General features: G+C 61.9%; 16 protein-coding genes and 1 pseudogene. 11 read left to right on the top strand and 6 right to left on the bottom strand.

Translation table 11 applies throughout. From position 1 onward, the window contains the following. The first annotated feature begins 9 nt into the window (after positions 1–9). From ISN39_RS00890 to ISN39_RS00880, 3 genes are read left to right on the top strand one after another with little or no spacing between them, the layout of a single operon-like run. The gene (locus ISN39_RS00890; protein ID WP_194728863.1) at positions 10–1,131 is read left to right on the top strand and encodes a thiolase family protein; all 1,122 of its coding nucleotides are present in this window, start codon (positions 10–12) and stop codon (positions 1,129–1,131) included. Positions 1,132–1,133: 2 nt separating this feature from the next. Continuing rightward, complete coding sequence (locus ISN39_RS00885) at positions 1,134–3,431, top strand: 3-hydroxyacyl-CoA dehydrogenase/enoyl-CoA hydratase family protein (protein WP_194730066.1); 2,298 nt, start codon at positions 1,134–1,136, stop codon at positions 3,429–3,431. Positions 3,432–3,451: 20 nt separating this feature from the next. Next, positions 3,452–5,221 (top strand): acyl-CoA dehydrogenase C-terminal domain-containing protein, encoded by a 1,770-nt coding sequence (locus ISN39_RS00880; RefSeq protein WP_194728862.1) that lies wholly within the window; start codon positions 3,452–3,454, stop codon positions 5,219–5,221. A gap of 127 nt (positions 5,222–5,348) precedes the next feature. Here ISN39_RS00880 and ISN39_RS00875 read toward each other — a convergent pair whose 3' ends face one another. Together ISN39_RS00875 and ISN39_RS00870 are read right to left on the bottom strand one after the other, a co-directional pair. Then, the gene (locus ISN39_RS00875; protein WP_194728861.1) at positions 5,349–5,942 is read right to left on the bottom strand and encodes a hypothetical protein; all 594 of its coding nucleotides are present in this window, start codon (positions 5,940–5,942) and stop codon (positions 5,349–5,351) included. 12 nt (positions 5,943–5,954) lie between these two features. Continuing rightward, on the bottom strand, positions 5,955–6,167 hold the full coding sequence (locus ISN39_RS00870; RefSeq protein WP_194728860.1) for a hypothetical protein: 213 nt from the start codon (positions 6,165–6,167) through the stop codon (positions 5,955–5,957). Between the two features lie 345 nt (positions 6,168–6,512). On the opposite strand from ISN39_RS00870, the gene ISN39_RS00865 reads away from it, so the two are divergent. Beyond that, positions 6,513–7,178, top strand: coding sequence for a TetR/AcrR family transcriptional regulator (locus ISN39_RS00865; protein WP_194728859.1), 666 nt, complete (start codon positions 6,513–6,515; stop codon positions 7,176–7,178). 112 nt (positions 7,179–7,290) lie between these two features. Here the strand turns inward: ISN39_RS00865 and ISN39_RS00860 are convergent, their stop codons facing one another. Beyond that, on the bottom strand, positions 7,291–7,899 hold the full coding sequence (locus ISN39_RS00860; protein ID WP_194728858.1) for a TetR/AcrR family transcriptional regulator: 609 nt from the start codon (positions 7,897–7,899) through the stop codon (positions 7,291–7,293). A 300-nt stretch (positions 7,900–8,199) separates the two neighbouring features. On the opposite strand from ISN39_RS00860, the gene ISN39_RS00855 reads away from it, so the two are divergent. Both ISN39_RS00855 and ISN39_RS00850 read left to right on the top strand, forming a co-directional pair. Further along, a complete protein-coding gene (locus ISN39_RS00855; protein WP_194728857.1) occupies positions 8,200–8,820 on the top strand; it encodes an FMN-dependent NADH-azoreductase in 621 nt (206 codons plus the stop codon). A 147-nt stretch (positions 8,821–8,967) separates the two neighbouring features. After that, a pseudogene (locus ISN39_RS00850) lies at positions 8,968–9,322 on the top strand (MATE family efflux transporter); the annotation flags it as partial. An 80-nt stretch (positions 9,323–9,402) separates the two neighbouring features. On the opposite strand, the gene ISN39_RS00845 reads toward ISN39_RS00850, so the two are convergent. Next, positions 9,403–10,491 carry a quinone-dependent dihydroorotate dehydrogenase gene (locus ISN39_RS00845; RefSeq protein ID WP_194728856.1) on the bottom strand — a complete coding sequence of 363 codons (1,089 nt, stop codon included), beginning with the start codon at positions 10,489–10,491 and terminating at the stop codon, positions 9,403–9,405. After that, a complete protein-coding gene (locus tag ISN39_RS00840; protein WP_194728855.1) occupies positions 10,488–10,841 on the bottom strand; it encodes a DUF952 domain-containing protein in 354 nt (117 codons plus the stop codon). The genes ISN39_RS00845 and ISN39_RS00840 overlap by 4 nt, the downstream gene beginning before the upstream one ends. A 118-nt stretch (positions 10,842–10,959) precedes the next feature. Here ISN39_RS00840 and ISN39_RS00835 point away from each other — a divergent pair, with 118 nt between their 5' ends. The 5 genes from ISN39_RS00835 (at position 10,960) to ISN39_RS00815 (ending at position 14,093) form a co-directional block, all read left to right on the top strand. Further along, a complete protein-coding gene (locus tag ISN39_RS00835; RefSeq protein ID WP_194728854.1) occupies positions 10,960–11,358 on the top strand; it encodes a hypothetical protein in 399 nt (132 codons plus the stop codon). Positions 11,359–11,448: 90 nt separating this feature from the next. Continuing rightward, a complete protein-coding gene (locus ISN39_RS00830) occupies positions 11,449–12,096 on the top strand; it encodes a response regulator transcription factor (RefSeq protein ID WP_194728853.1) in 648 nt (215 codons plus the stop codon). Between the two features lie 103 nt (positions 12,097–12,199). Further along, a complete protein-coding gene (locus tag ISN39_RS00825; protein ID WP_194728852.1) occupies positions 12,200–12,865 on the top strand; it encodes a helix-turn-helix transcriptional regulator in 666 nt (221 codons plus the stop codon). An 11-nt stretch (positions 12,866–12,876) separates the two neighbouring features. After that, entirely contained in the window at positions 12,877–13,617 is a 741-nt protein-coding gene (locus ISN39_RS00820; protein WP_194728851.1) for a thermonuclease family protein, read from the top strand. Between the two features lie 62 nt (positions 13,618–13,679). Then, positions 13,680–14,093 carry a tellurite resistance TerB family protein gene (locus ISN39_RS00815; RefSeq protein WP_074066554.1) on the top strand — a complete coding sequence of 138 codons (414 nt, stop codon included), beginning with the start codon at positions 13,680–13,682 and terminating at the stop codon, positions 14,091–14,093. Here the strand turns inward: ISN39_RS00815 and ISN39_RS00810 are convergent. Further along, entirely contained in the window at positions 14,090–14,962 is an 873-nt protein-coding gene (locus tag ISN39_RS00810) for a transporter substrate-binding domain-containing protein (RefSeq protein WP_194728850.1), read from the bottom strand. The two genes, ISN39_RS00815 and ISN39_RS00810, sit on opposite strands and share 4 nt — an antisense overlap. Between the last annotated feature and the right edge of the window lie 210 nt (positions 14,963–15,172).

Genomic DNA, 15,172 nt, shown 5'->3' with positions numbered 1-15,172 from the left:
AAGAGAGTCATGACCGCAATCTACATTGTCGACTACCTGCGCAGCCCCTTCACGCCCGCCTATCGCGGTGCGCTTGCGAGTGCACGTCCGGACGACGTCGTCGCCGGTGTGATCAAGACGCTGATCGGCCGCTCCGGCATCGATCCGTCAGAAATCGAGGACGTGAACCTTGGCTGCGCCTTTCCGGAAGGCGAACAGGGCCTCAACATCGCCCGCTGCGCGGTTCTGATCGCCGGCCTGCCGCAGTCGGTCGGTGGGTCCACGGTCAACCGCTGGTGCGGTTCCTCCATGCAGGCGATCCAGATGGCGGCCGGCGCGATTGCGATGCGTGCTGGCGACGCATTTATTGCCGGCGGCGTCGAAAACATGAGCCGCGTGCCGATGATGGGCTTCAACCCCATGCCGAACCCGGGGTGGAGCGACACGCAGCGCACCGCCTTCCTCAACATGGGGCTCACCGCCGAAAACCTCGCTGACCGCTACGGCATCTCGCGCGCGGAGCAGGACGCCTATTCGCTCGAAAGCCACAAGAAGGCGCTCGCCGCCCGCGCCGACGGCCGTTTGGCCGCCGAGATTGCAGCCGTCGGCGACGTAACCGCCGACGGCTGCCCGCGCGCGACGGACGCGGAAAAACTCGCGGGCCTCAAGACGGCGTTCAAGGCAGGCGGCTCCGTGACCGCCGGCAATTCCTCGCCCCTGACCGACGGTGCATCCGCCACGCTCGTCTGCTCGGAAGCCTTCGTGAAGCGCCACAACCTCGCCCCGCTTGCCCGCGTTGCCGGCTATGCGATCGCCGGATGCGCGCCGGAGATCATGGGTATCGGCCCGGTCGAGGCGAGTCGCAAGGCGCTGGAGCGTGCCGGCATTTCCTCAGCCGACCTCGACGTCATTGAAATGAACGAGGCCTTTGCCGTGCAGGTGCTCGCCTGCTGCCGCGACCTCGACCTCGACCCGACCCGTCTCAACCGTGACGGCGGCGCCATCGCTCTCGGCCATCCGCTGGGCGCGACCGGCGCGCGCCTCGTCGGCAAGGCGTCGCAGCTTCTCAAGCGCGACGGCGGACGTCATGCGCTCGCCACTCAGTGCATCGGAGGCGGTCAGGGCATCGCCATGGTTCTGGAGGTGGCATGACCATGAGCACGATCAAGAAGGCAGCCGTCATCGGCGCCGGCGTCATGGGCTCGGGCATTGCCGCCCATCTCGCTAATGCAGGGCTCGACGTCGTCCTGCTCGACATGGAGAAGAAGTTCGCAGACGACGGCGTTGCCCGCCAGCTCAAGACCGGCGGCTTCATGGATCCGGCCTTCTCGCAACGGATCGGCACCGGCTCGACAACGGACGGTCTGGCGCTCCTTTCCGATGCCGACTGGATCATCGAGGCGATCGCTGAAACGCTGGAGACCAAACAAATCCTCTACCGCGCTGTGGACGGCGTGCGGAAGATCGGCTCGATCGTCTCCTCCAATACCTCGACCATCCCACTCCAGGCATTGACCGACGGCCTGCCGGAGGGCTTCGCCGCCGACTTCCTCATCACCCATTTCTTCAACCCGCCGCGGATCATGCGGCTCCTGGAGCTGGTATCGGGAAAGGCAACAAAACCCGAGGTCACAGCAACCATCCGCGACTTCGCCGACCGCGCGCTCGGCAAGAGCGTCGTCGTCTGCCAGGACACCCCCGGCTTCATTGGCAACCGCATCGGCAATTACTGGATGGTGGTCGCGCAGAACGAGGCAATAGGTCTCGGCCTTGACGTCGAAGAGGCGGACGCCATCATCGGCAAGCCGTTCGGCATTCCCTCGACCGGAATTTTTGGCCTCTTGGATCTCGTCGGCATCGACCTGATGCCGACCATCCTGCGGAGCCTGCAGAACGCCACGCCGGCCGGCGATGCAGTCAGGGACTATGATGCGGAGCCGCCGCTGGTTGCCCGCATGATCGCCGAAAACCGTCTCGGCCGCAAAAGCGGCGGCGGCTTCGTGCGCCTTTCGCCGGACCGCAAGTCGCGCGAGGTGACCGACCTCGCGACCGGCGAATACCGCCCCCAAAGGCCGGTATCCTCCGAGAGCCTCGACGCTTCCGGCGGCGACCCGCGCGCGCTGATGAACCACCCCGGTCCAGGCGGCCGCTATGCCGCCATCGTCATGGAGAAGTCGCTCGCCTATGCCGCCTCGCTGGCGCCGGTCATCGCCGACACGCCGGACGCCGTCGACGAAGCCATGCGCACCGGTTACGGCTGGAAACAGGGTCCATTCGAACTGATCGACCGCCTCGGCGCCGGCTGGCTGAAGGCACGGCTCGAGGCTCGAGGCTTGGTGGTTCCGCCCTATCTGGCCCTCGCCGCCGAAACGAGCGGCTTCTATTCGGTCGTTAACGGCCGCCGCTCATACCTGCTACCAAACGGTGCCATCGAGCCGGTGACGCAGAGCGAGGGCGTGCTGGTGCTCTCCGACCACCGGCTTGCCAGGAAGTCGGTGGAAGCCTTGGAGGTCGCGAACCTCTGGGATCTCGGCGACGGCGTCGCCTGCCTCGAAATCCGCACCAAGATGAACACCTTCAACCCTGCCCTGCTCGATGCGATCGACAAGGCGGTGGAACGCTGCCGCAGCGATTTCAAAGCCCTGGTGATCGGCAGCGATTCACCCAACTTTGGCGTCGGCGCAGACCTGCGCGTGTTCCTCGATACCGTTGAAAAGGGTGGCAGCGAGGCGCTGGGCGCTTTCATCGACCATGGGCACAGCACCTTCAAGGCGATCAAGTACGCTCCCTTCCCCGTCGTCGGGGCAGCATCGGGCCTGGCGCTCGGCGGCGGCTGCGAACTGCTGCTCCATTGCGACGCCATCCAGGCTCATGCCGAGCTTTCGATGGGGCTCGTCGAGACCGGCATCGGCGCCATCCCCGGTTGGGGCGGTTGCAAGGAGATGATGATACGGCTCTCGTCTTCGGCTGCCGCGCTGCGCGGGCCTGTGGCTCCGGCGATCGCGGCCTTCAACCTGATCGCTCCGGGCAAGGTTTCGACCAGCGCGTTCGAGGCCCGCAACCTCGGCTTCCTGCAGGCCTCGGACGACATCACCATGAACCGCAGTCGACTGATCGCCGACGCCAAGGCTAAGGCGCTGGCGCTTGTGAAAAACTATGTCGCGCCGGAACAGCCGTTGATCGTCACGTCGGGATCCTCCGGGGCCTCCGCGATCGGCAACATCATCGACGGTGAGGCCCTGGCCGGACGCGCCACAGCCCATGACGGCGTAGTGGGACGCGCGCTCGCCAACGTGCTGACCGGCGGGCCATCCGCCGATCCGCTGCAGCCGCTTACCGAAGACCAGGTCATCGCGCTGGAGCGACAAGCCTTCATTGAACTGCTCGCAACGCCGGCAACTGTCGATCGCGTCAAGCACATGCTGGCGGCTGGCAAGCCGCTGCGCAACTGAACCAAAGGCAAGGAAATCCCATGGTTGGCTATATCCCCCCCGTTGACGATGTCACGTTCCTGCTCGGCGAGGTCTTCGACTTCGACGCGCAAATGGTGGCCCTTCCGGGCTGCGAAGAGGTCAACACCGAGCTCGCAACCAGCGTTCTCCAGGAAGGCGGCAAGTTCTGCGCCGAGGTGCTCGAACCGCTCAATCGCCCCGGCGACGAGGAAGGTTGCCGGCTTGAAAACGGGCTGGTGACGACGCCAAAAGGCTTCTCCGATGCCTACAAGGCCTTTGTCGAGGCCGGCTGGGGCGGGCTCTCGGGCGATCCCGACTTCGGCGGTCAGGGCCTGCCGCGCGTGCTGCAGATCCTGCTCGACGAGATGCTGTCTTCCGCGAACCTCTCCTTCGGCCTGTTCCCGGGCCTCACCCGCGGCGCGGTCGAGGCGATTGCCCACCACGGGAGCGATGAACTGAAGCAGAAGTACCTGCCGAAGATGATTTCGGGCGAATGGACGGGTGCCATGGCGCTCACAGAATCCTCGGCCGGCACCGACCTCGGACTGCTCACCACCCGTGCCGCGCCGATCGGCGACGGGTCTTACGCGCTCAAGGGCACCAAAATTTTCATCTCCTCCGGCGATCAGGATTTCGGCGGCAACATCGTTCATCTGGTGCTGGCACGCCTTCCCGATGCGCCGAAGGGCGTGAAGGGCATCAGCCTGTTCCTCTCGCCGAAGTTCCTCGTCAACGACGAAGGCTCGCTTGGTGAACGCAACCGTATGTCGGTCGGCTCGCTGGAGCACAAGATGGGCATTCACGCCCAGCCGACGTGTGTGATGAACTATGACGGCGCGATCGGCTGGCTGGTCGGCGAACCCGGCCGTGGCCTCAACGCCATGTTCACGATGATGAACGCCGAACGTCTGTTCGTCGGCATCCAGGGTCTCGGCATCGGCGAAGCCGCCAACCAGAAGGCCGTCGCCTATGCCCGCGAACGCCTGCAGGGCCGCTCGGCCGATGGTACCCGCGGCCCCGTGCCTATCATCGAACATGCCGACGTGCGCAAGATGCTACTTACCGGCCGGGCGCTCACCGACGCGGGCCGCGCCCTTGCCGTCTGGACCGCTCTGCAGATGGACATCGCGGCACGCCATCCGGACCAGGAAGAGCGCCGCAAGGCGGACGGCTTCGTCGCCCTGCTGACGCCGGTTGTGAAGGCCGCCTTCACCGATTTCGGTTTCGAGATCGCCGTCATGTCGCAGCAGGTCTTCGGCGGTCATGGCTATATCTGCGAATGGGGTATGGAGCAATATGTGCGCGATGCACGCATCACCCAGATTTACGAGGGAACCAATGGCGTGCAGGCCATGGATCTCGTCGGACGCAAGCTGCCGATGGAAAATGGCGACGTGGCGCGCCGCTTCTTCGCGCTGGTCCGAGAGGAGCTGGCGGCCACCGCGGGGCCGGCAGGACTGGATGCGGTGAGGGCCGCCGTCGGCGAGGCCCTGGTCCGCCTTGAAAAACTGACGGAGGACCTCCTGGCCAAGGGAGGCGATCCGGTGGAGGCCGGAGCGAGCGCCACCGACTACCTGCGCTTTTTCGCGCTCGTTTCGTTCGGTTGGCTGTGGGTGCGCATGGCTTCAAAGGCTGCAGCATCCGCCGATGCGACCACCTCGCTGAAGCAACGCAAGCTCGCCCTTGGCCGCTTCTTCGCAGCCCGCCTGCTGCCCCAGACTGCGGCCCTCGATGCGGCGATCCGTGCCGGCGCTTCCGACATCATGGCGCTCGACGCCGACCTGTTCTGATTGCAATGCCCCTCGGGAGTAACATTATGCTTGGCAAGATGATGAATTCACCATAGCTCGTGTCATCGATCCTGAGCCACGCGGGGACCCATCACCGCAGATGCTCGTCCCCGCCTGCCGCTCCTTGTCAGGCGATGGTGAGGCTTCGAAAAAATTGCTCGCCTCCGAGGACGATGAAAGACACGACGGCCATCATAAGGCCCCGCCGAAAGCGCAATTGCTTGATGATCCTGACGCGAGATGTCTTGAGCAATTCGGCGCCGAGCACCGAGGTCCAGTCGGACCTCAGGGCCTGTTGGACGAAATCTTGGAGATCGGTGAAAGTGTCAGGGTCGACATAGTAGACGCGCTGATGGGAAGCAGGGGACGTTTTTGCGAGCAGTTCCTTTTCTGCGCGGGTCCGGCTCGGATAGAGCACGTGCCCGAACTGCAGGATCGGCAGAATGACGACACCCCAGACCACGGCGTAGAACAGGGGGCCGAGCGGTGCACGTGTCGGCAGGAGATCGCCGAAGTGCAGCACCAGATTGAGCGCCAGGATATAGCCGGCGCCAACGATCTGCGCTTTTGTGTCATAGGAGCGCGCCGTCACTTGCGCTTCCTGCAACGCGGCAAGCAGCATCTTGTCTACATAGTCGCGCTTGTTCTCACTTGGCGCTGCGTAGATCGGGGCATCCGATCGAAGAAAGCGGTCAAGGAGAGACGTTGGGATCTCCGGCATGGCTCTGCTCCCTCAGTGCAGGAGTGCGAGAAAAGGCGCCGCGAGCGGACCCGGATCTGTCGCCGGCTCGCCCGTCTCCCGGAAGTGATTCACGGCGACGTAGAAGGCCGGTAGGAAGACCAGGGTGAGCGTGGCCGCCACTGCAAGTCCGCCGACTTCGCAACGGCCAGAGAGACAAAGGCTGGCAACACAGACACAAAGGAACTGACCGGATGACGGGCGCATGAAAGCCTCCGCTCGAAAAGATCGAGGTTGTAGGGGTTTGATCATAAGGAAGCCCGGCATGTTGAGTGGGCTTCCATGTCAATCTGACTAATACGTCAATTCGACTATATTGTCAATATGAACTCTGCATTTGTGCGATGCAAAAAATGTGTGGCCGAAGCTCTCACGGACCAGCCTGCCACCTGCATGCTTCTTCGAATGATGGTCGGTCGCGGATGGAACGCGTGACGGAGTGCGTTTGCGTAGACGGCGCCGGGAATGGCTCAAAGCGGCGCATCGGTTCGTAACTGGACATTCTGGTCAATATGACCTATTTGCATGATCCAGTTTAAGGTTGTCTGTACAATGGCCAAAATCAATCCGATCCGACGCGCCGAAATCGGGCGCGAAAAGCGCGCGAGAACTCGCGCGCAGCTTGTTGCTGCTGCCAATTCGCTGTTTGCTAGGCAGGCGGTGGAATCGGTTACAGTGGATGACGTCGTTAAGGAGGCCGGCGTCGCCAAGGGAACCTTCTACGTTCATTTCGACAGCCTAGAGGCAGTGACCGCAGCGGTTGCCGAGGAACTGGTGCATTCCTTCGACGAACTGCTGCAGCCGGGCCGGGTCTCCCTCGCCGAGCCTGCTCTAAGGATTGCCTTCGGGTGCTGTTCATTCATCGACAAGGCTCTCAACGACCCTCGATGGGCCAGTGTTGTCGCAAGACTGGCGGCGGTAGCTCCGAAGGGTGGCGAGATGGCCCGCCTCCGCCTCTTTGAAGACCTGCAGCAGTTCTCGAAGGCGTTGCCGGACGACGGAGTGTCTGCGGAGCTGAAACTGGAGATTGTCGTCGGGATCATGCTCCAGATCTTGCGTGCACTCGGCGAAGGCAGGCTGTCCTCGCTCGACCGTGACGCGGCCATCGGCGCGATGCTGCGCGCGATCGGCCTCAATGCTCAGGAGGCAAAGTCGGTGCTTGTGCGCTTACCAGCCGCTCCTATGTTGGAAAGGTCTTCTGGAAGCTCGACGAAGTAACGAATATACGGTGCAAACTTCGCGTTTTCGGAGTTTTGCGAGGGCAAACCCGGTGGGCGGGTAGCATAGTCCGTGCTCCATCATGCCGACACGAACAGCTTCACCAGATTCCTCATAGACTCCGGCTCTTAAGTTTGGCACTCCCGATGGCCCGAAGTGCCGCCTCCAGAGCCAGGTTGGACAAGTCAGGTGGGGCGACTCGCTCGAGAATGCCACGTGTCACCTGCAGCCAAATTCCCACGAAAATGTCGGCAGCCAGTTCCGGGTCCTGCACTGTCACACGCCCTTGGGCAATCGCCTCGGCAATCTCGGCTTTGAGATTGTCGCGAACACTGCGGCCGAACTCGTTCGGGGTTTTCGACGTCTGAACTACCAGCCGCGCCCAGCCGGTGTCTGAAATCGCTTTTTCCAGCGATTGCGTGAAGGCGAAGGACAGGCGCGCGATCGGGTCCCGCAGCTTGGTCCGGGCGGGCGTCAGCACGTCGTCGAAGCTCTGGCCGAGTTGCACACTTACCGCAGCAACCAACTCCTCAATGTTCTGGAAGTGATAGTAAAAAGTCCCCTTGGCGACCCCTGCTGCCTCTGCAACGGCATCCACCGTGAAGGCCTTGGGGGGGCCTTCCGCAAGCAACATCGCCCCCGCTTCGACGATTTGCGCGCGCGTCTTCGCCCGCCTTTCGCGCCCGATCTTCGCCCTGCGCTCCAGATTTATCTTCGCCATTCGTCAACCTGTTCCGCAAACCACCCGGGTCGTTATGACTATATAGTCGTTTTGACTTATTAGCGCAATTGCGGCTTGGCCTTGACTCGCGCCAACCACCCCGTAGGCGGATGCCAGCAGGCCGAGCCGTTCTGAAAATTAACACTCTCACCGTTGAGGCAATCGAAAGCGGGCGTAGGCGAATACCATATACCATCTTGACTATATCGTCGAAATGACTTTTATCTCACTTTGAGATTGATCGAGACTGCCTAGCTCGTTTATTTTCATCCCTGCTAATCCCATGTGTGAGGTTCATCGATGCCATCCCTTCTGCATCTCGATTCCAGCATTCTCGGCAAAAACTCCGTCAGCCGCGCGCTTTCGGCGGCGGTGGTCGCACGGCTCAAGAGCCTCGATCCGACCGTTGATTTGGTCTACCGCGACCTTGCAGCTCAGCCCATCCCGCATCTCTCGGGCAGCTACACCGCCGTGGTCAGGGGAGGCTTGAAAGCCAACCACGATTCCGCACTTCAGGCCGACCTTGCGCTTGGCGAAGCCGTTCTGGAAGAGTTTCTAGCAGCCGACACAGTCGTTCTCGGCGTAGCCCAGTATAACCTCAGCGTGCCTAGCCAACTAAAAGCGTGGATCGATCGCATCGCGGTCCCCGGCAAGACCTTCCGGTACACCGAAAAGGGACCCGAAGGCTTGGTGGGCAACAAGCGCGTCATCATAGCGTTGGCGCGCGGCGGCTTCTACGGACCGGGCTCACCAGCCGAGAACTTCGAGCACACGCTGAGTTATCTGAAGAGCGTGCTGGCTTTCATCGGCATCGCCAATCCTGAGGTCATCGCTGCCGACGGGGTCAACGTAAGTTCCGAGCAGCGAAAGTCGTCCCTGACGAAGGCAGAGGCACAGGTTGCCACGCTAAAGATAGCATAAGTCCATATTGCCGTCGGGGTGGCGAATATAACTGGAAAATCCAAGCCGTACGTCCGTGAAGGCGGCGACTAGTTTGCCGAGCTCAAAGGAAAAGGATCCGAGCACCCGGCCCCAAGGCAGCCGTCGCTGTCAATCGCAAGCTGATCCCTGTTGCTTTCGGCCGGGCTCAAGTTCATGGGGCCAGAATCGGCGGTCGCGCAGCCGACCTGCATCTATTTCTCCATCCGGATCCTTGCCGCCCCTGCAACTCTCGCGAACGACGCGATCCTCGGTTTGGTGCTCGAGCGCTGGCAAGGCGGCACCGGGTTTTTTCTGCAGGTGCTGATCAACGGCCGGCGTGGCCTGGGGCACGATGGTGGGCGAGACGGCCGGTGCGCTGGCTGGCCTCTTCCCCGTTCTCAGAAGCTTCAAAGCCGCCGATCGGCCAAGTCGCGCGGAAATCTTCTCGCAGCATCGGCTGGCGGAACTCTTCGCGCTCAATCTTGACATTCTGATCCGCACTTGCGGGCCATGGCTGTCGAAAAACGCCTTCCAGCTCTTCCGCGGCTTCTTCCTGTCCATGCTGGCGAAGCGGCGGGCCTATCAGACGTTCCGGGTCGCCCAGTGATCAGCGCGCGTGTCTCGCAGTTGGCGGATCGACGAGACCTGCTCACGGTCGAGGAGCTTTGAAAGGCCGCGCACGATCTCGCCCGGAAGACCCGGGCCCTCATAGACCATGCCGGAATAAAGCTGCACCAGATCGGCCCCTGCCCTGATCTTTTCCAGCGCCGTCGCCGCCGAGGAGACGCCGCCGACGCCGATGATCGGGAGCGCTGCGCCTACGCGCTTGCGCATTTTCGCGAGAACCGCGGTCGACTTGTCGAAAAGCGGCTTGCCGGAAAGACCGCCCGCTTCCTTCGCCTGCCGCTGATCCTTCAGACCGTCGCGGGCGAGCGTCGTGTTCGAGACGATCAGGCCCTCCAGCCCATGGGAGAGCGCTTCGGCGGCGATATCGTCCATGCCCTCCTCGGTGAGATCGGGCGCAATCTTGAGGAAGACCGGGATTTTCCGGCCCGATCTCGCGGCCTCTTCATCGCGGGCGGCAATTACGGCGGACAGAAGAGCGGCCAGGCTCTCACGTGCCTGCAGGTCACGCAGGCCCGGCGTATTCGGCGAGGAGATGTTGGCGGTGAAATAGCGCGCCACCGAATAGAAACGGCGGATGCCTGCCACATAGTCGGCGATGCGGTCTTCGCTGTCCTTGTTGGCGCCGATGTTGACGCCGATAATGCCCTGGCCGCGGATCATCGACAGACGCCGGAAGGCGGCGTCATGGCCCTCGTTGTTGAAGCCGAGGCGGTTGATAACTCCTTCGTCGTCCACCAGGCGGAAGATGCGCGGGCGCGGATTGCCTGATTGCGGCTTGGGCGTCACCGTGCCGATCTCGGTAAAGCCGAAACCGAGCTTCAAGAGGGCCTCCGGCACTTCGGCATTCTTGTCGTAACCGGCCGCCATGCCGAGCGGATTTTCGAAGGTCAGGCCGGCGACCGTCTGCACCAGCCGCGGATCAGGCGAAATACGGCAGGCGGGAACTAGGCCGGATTTAAGCGCGGCGATTGACATGCCGTGCGCCGTTTCGGGATCGAAGAGGAAGAGCCCCTTGCGGGCAGTGTGCTTGAACGCGCCAATCATGACAGGAGTTCCGGGAAGATATGCTGTCCGGCATCATCGAGCGGCAGCGGCCTTTCCCAGATAACTGCCGAAAGCGGCAGTTCGGCATAAAGATGCGGGAAAAGATCGCCGTCCCTGGAGGGTTCGAAGATCAGCTTGTCGCCGAGTTTGCCGCTATCAATGGCAACGAGCAGCAGGCCCGGCTGGCCTGCGAAAAACAGCGCCACGGTCTGCCGCACCTGTTTTTCCGTCGAGAGATGAATGAAATTGTCCTTAAGGTCGATGCCTGCGCCGTGAAAAACGCCGCTTTGCCTGGCTTCTTGCCAGAGAGCCTCGGTCACGATCTTGTAAACGACGGGTGTCACGCTCATGATGGCCTCATGCAATGGCTGATGCTGTAGGTGAGCGCTTTGCCGGAAAGGAACGGCGATGTCCACGGCTCCCCCATGAAAAACAGGATAGCCGCAACAGAAATCCGGAGGATCAATCATGAAGACGATCGCAATCGGGATTGCCGCAATTCTTCTGCCGCTGACAGCGCTCGCCGCCGAGCCGGACCCGGCGCGCTTTCAGCTCGAGCGCAGCGGCGACCATTTCGTCCGCCTCGACAAGCTTACGGGCGCGATGGCGCTTTGCGAGGAAAAGGACGGTTCGCTGGTCTGCCGCATGGCGGCGGACGAACGCGCAGCTTATGACGACGAACTCGACAGGCTTTCCGACCGCGTGACTGCGCTCGAAAACAAGAGCATCGTCAACAAGGCGCTGCCCACCGATGCCGAGATCGACCGCTCGATCAGCATCATGGAGCGAATGATGAAAAGCTTCATGGGCATGGTGAAGCAATTCCAGGAGGAAGAAAAGTCCGCGCCTCTTCCGCAGAAGACCTGATTTGATGTAGTAATATGAAGCGGAAGGCATGTGCGGCGCGAAGCCTCGCACATGAGGGGATGGAATCGAGCTCTTGGGAGGGGGTTTTCGATGCAGGAACAGACGATCATCATTGCGGACGACCATCCGCTTTTCCGGGATGCGCTGCGCCAGGCCGTGACCGGCATGGAGGGGCAGCACGCGATCGTGGAAGCTGGCGATTTCTCGGCCGCGCGTGCTGCCGCAACCGATCATCCGGACGCGGATATCATGCTGCTCGATCTTGCCATGCCGGGCGTCAGCGGCTTTTCCGGGCTGATGGCGCTGCGTGCCGAATTCGCCAGCCTGCCGATCGTCATCGTTTCCGCAACCGACGACGCGACAACGATCCGCCGCGCGCTGGAACTCGGCGCTTCCGGCTTCATTTCCAAATCGTCCGGCATCGAAGATATCCGCAGCAGCATCCAGACGGTGCTTGCCGGCGATATTGCGACGCCGGAGAATTATCGCGACGGCCATGAACAGGATCCGGACGTGGCCGATCTCATTCACCGCCTGCACACGCTGACGCCGCAGCAAAGCCGCGTGCTCACCATGCTCGGCGAAGGTCTGCTCAACAAACAGATCGCCTACGAACTCGGCGTTTCCGAAGCGACGATCAAGGCGCATGTCTCGGCCATCCTCCTGAAGCTCAACGTCGACAGCCGCACGCAGGCTGTCATCCAGCTCGGCAAGATCAACATGGCGATGGTCGCCTGACTCCAGAACAGGATTTTATTCCTCTTTTTTCTTTACTCTGAGAAAGCTTGGCGTTAGTCTTCCTGCCGATTGGAGAGCGGCACCGGGCGCAGGATCAGGCAAGATGCTGTCACACGAGCAGATTTGGGCAGCGATCGACAGGCTTGCCGAACGGCATGACCTGACGCCGTCTGGTCTTGCGCGCCGGGCCGGTCTCGACCCCACCTCCTTCAACAAATCCAAGCGGCTATCTGCCGATGGCCGCCTGCGCTGGCCTTCGACGGAATCGATTGCCAAGGTACTCGAAGCGACAGGCGCCACCATGGAGCAGTTCATGGGCTTCATGCGGCCGGCAATCAGCTTGTCCGGGCTGCCGGACGGCGCATTCCCGCCGCAGGGAAGCTCCATTCCCCTGCTCGGCTTCGCACAGGCCGGTGCGGGTGGCTTTTTCGACGACGGCGGTTTCCCGGCAGGCCAGGGATGGGATGTGGTGGAATTTCCAGCCGCCCCCTCACAGAAGGCTGGTGTCTATGCGCTCGAAGTGCAGGGCGACAGCATGATGCCGCTTTATCGCGACGGTGACGTGCTGATCGTCGAGCCGGGCGCGCAGGTGCGCCGCAACGATCGCGTCGTCGTCAAGACGCACGAGGGCGAGGTGATGGCAAAGGTGCTGCTGCGCCAGAGCCCGCGCTCCATCGAACTGATGTCTCTCAATCCCGAACATCCGAACCGGACGATCGAGCTTTCCGATGTGGATTGGATCGCGCGCATTATCTGGGCCAGCCAATAGGAAAATCTTCCATGCGGCCTGCAGCACTTCTGACAGCTGTTGCGGGAATAACAATCGTCGCCGGGATGCTGGCGGCAGGCAGGGAGCGATTTGCCGAACCGGACGCGGCGGCAACCGCGAGCGGAGAACCCGTCACAACTGCCGAATCCAAGGAGACTTTAAAGCCGCCGCTTGCCCTTCCCGATCCAAAGATCAGCATGAGCGCGCGGCCGGTTGATGAAGCGAGCCGATTTTATCCAGCGCAGGCGGATGGCAAGCCGCTGGAACGGGTTGCCACGGCCGGGCCGGAAAAGCCAAAGCCGGAGCCGCAGAGGGCCGCTACATTGCCGAGGCCGGTCGCCGAGAGTGCAGGCATTCTCGCCTTCGGAAACAGGACGCTGCGCCTTGCCGGTATCGTTCCGACACAGGCCGACAAAGTCTGCAAAGAACCGGATGGGAACGAATGGCCTTGCGGCATGCTGGCGAAGACGAATTTCCGGCTCTTTCTGCGGCTGCGCTCGGTCACCTGCGATCTGGAGGATGCCAACTGGACCGGTATTGCGACCGCCTCCTGCAAGATCGGCGCGCAGGACCTTTCCCAATGGCTCGTCGAAAACGGCTGGGCGGATGCGGCTCCCGGATCGGCACTGACCGAAGCCGGTGCGAAGGCCAAAGCGGAGAAGAAAGGCGTCTATGGCGAGGATCCGCGCAAGGGCGCGCCGCTGACGTTGCCGCCCGGACCGCCGCCGGACAATCCTCTCGATCCGATCTAGCGATCCCTTGTAATGGCGCACGGCAATTCCTAAACTCCTGCCGAAACAGAGGGAATGACCGAATGAACAAGCCGCTTTCCGCCCATGACGCGCTGATTTACGTGATGGTGATGGCATCCGCTGTCGACAGCACGATGAACGACCGGGAAATGGAGCGCATCGGCCAGCTGATCGGCTTTCTGCCGGTCTTCAAGGATTTCGACCACGACAAGCTGATTTCGATTGCCCGCGACTGCGCATCGCTGCTAGCCGGACCGGAAGGCCTCGATGTCGTTTTGGAAACGGTGAAGGACACGCTGCCTTCGCGGCTCTACGATACCGCCTATGCACTTGCTGTCGAAGTCGCCTCCGCCGACCTTTCGGTCAAGGCCGAGGAGCTTCGGTTGCTCAGCATGCTCCGCGACAGGCTGGAACTCGACAAGCTCACCTGCGCTGCCATCGAACGCAGTGCGATCGCCCGCTTCCGCAGGGGTTAAAAGAGCCCGTAAGGGAAATAACGCAAATAGATTTCCTGCAGGCGGCCGTTTCTGGAAAGCGCTGCAAGCGCGTGGTCCAGCGCTGCGGTCAATACGCCGTCGTTCTGGCGAAGCATGATCGTCATGCCTTCCCCCAGAAACTGCTCCGACAGATAAGGGCCGTCGAAGAGCGCACAGCATTTTGCTGACGCCTGGGAGGAAACCCAGAAGGACAGCTGCAGCGCATCGGCAAAGGCGGCATCCACCTTGCCATCCTTAAGAGCAGTAAGCATCGCTTCCTTGTTCTCGAAAGGCACGGCTTTTATTGCCGGAAAAAAGGCGGCAAGCATGGCCTCATGAACCGTCGCCTTGACGACGCCGACCGGACGTCCGGAGAGCGATGCGGAGGTATTCCCGTTGATTTCTGCCTTCGCATTGCGCACAAAGCGGGCCGGCAGCATCAGGTAGGGACGGGTGAAGGTAAACTGCTTTCGCAAGTCCGAGGTGACGGCCAGTCCCGCGATGACGGCATCGCCCTGGGAGGCTGCAAGCGCTTCCTTGAGATCGGCGAAGGGCAGTGCCTGGATCTCGCATTTCGCAGCAACTTCCAATTCATCGCAGATCTCGCGGGCCAGGTCGATATTGAAGCCCGCCAGCTTGCCGTTCTGATCGGTAAAGTTGAAAGGCGGGAAGTCGACGGAGGTGAGAAAGCGGAGGCGGACGAGTGACGAAAGGTCCGGCTTGGCAAGTCTTTCGCGAGCATCAAAAAGCAGCGGCAGCGACGACGGCGTCTGCTGCGCAAAGCCAGGCGTCACAGATGATGCAGCTACTAATTGCAATAAGGTAAAAAAAACCTTAAACCTTATAGAGGCGAGGAAAGATTGTCTCATGTCCGGCTCGTGGGGTCGGGGCACTGTCGCTCGGTGATCCGTGTATCAGAGTCATGCGTTGCGGGGAATATGCGCCGGGCCGCACCGTCTCGACGATGGCAAACGGCCGGATCGAGGTGCGGCAGATGGGTATCCTCGGCTTTGACGCGCGGCAACGGATATCCGGTCCGACAAAAAGGCGCATGCCGAGATCGGCCTCCTCATCCCGCC

It is taken from the genome of Rhizobium sp. 007, assembly GCF_015353075.1.
GTDB lineage: Bacteria > Pseudomonadota > Alphaproteobacteria > Rhizobiales > Rhizobiaceae > Rhizobium.
This window is presented reverse-complemented; position numbering and strand designations above follow the sequence as displayed.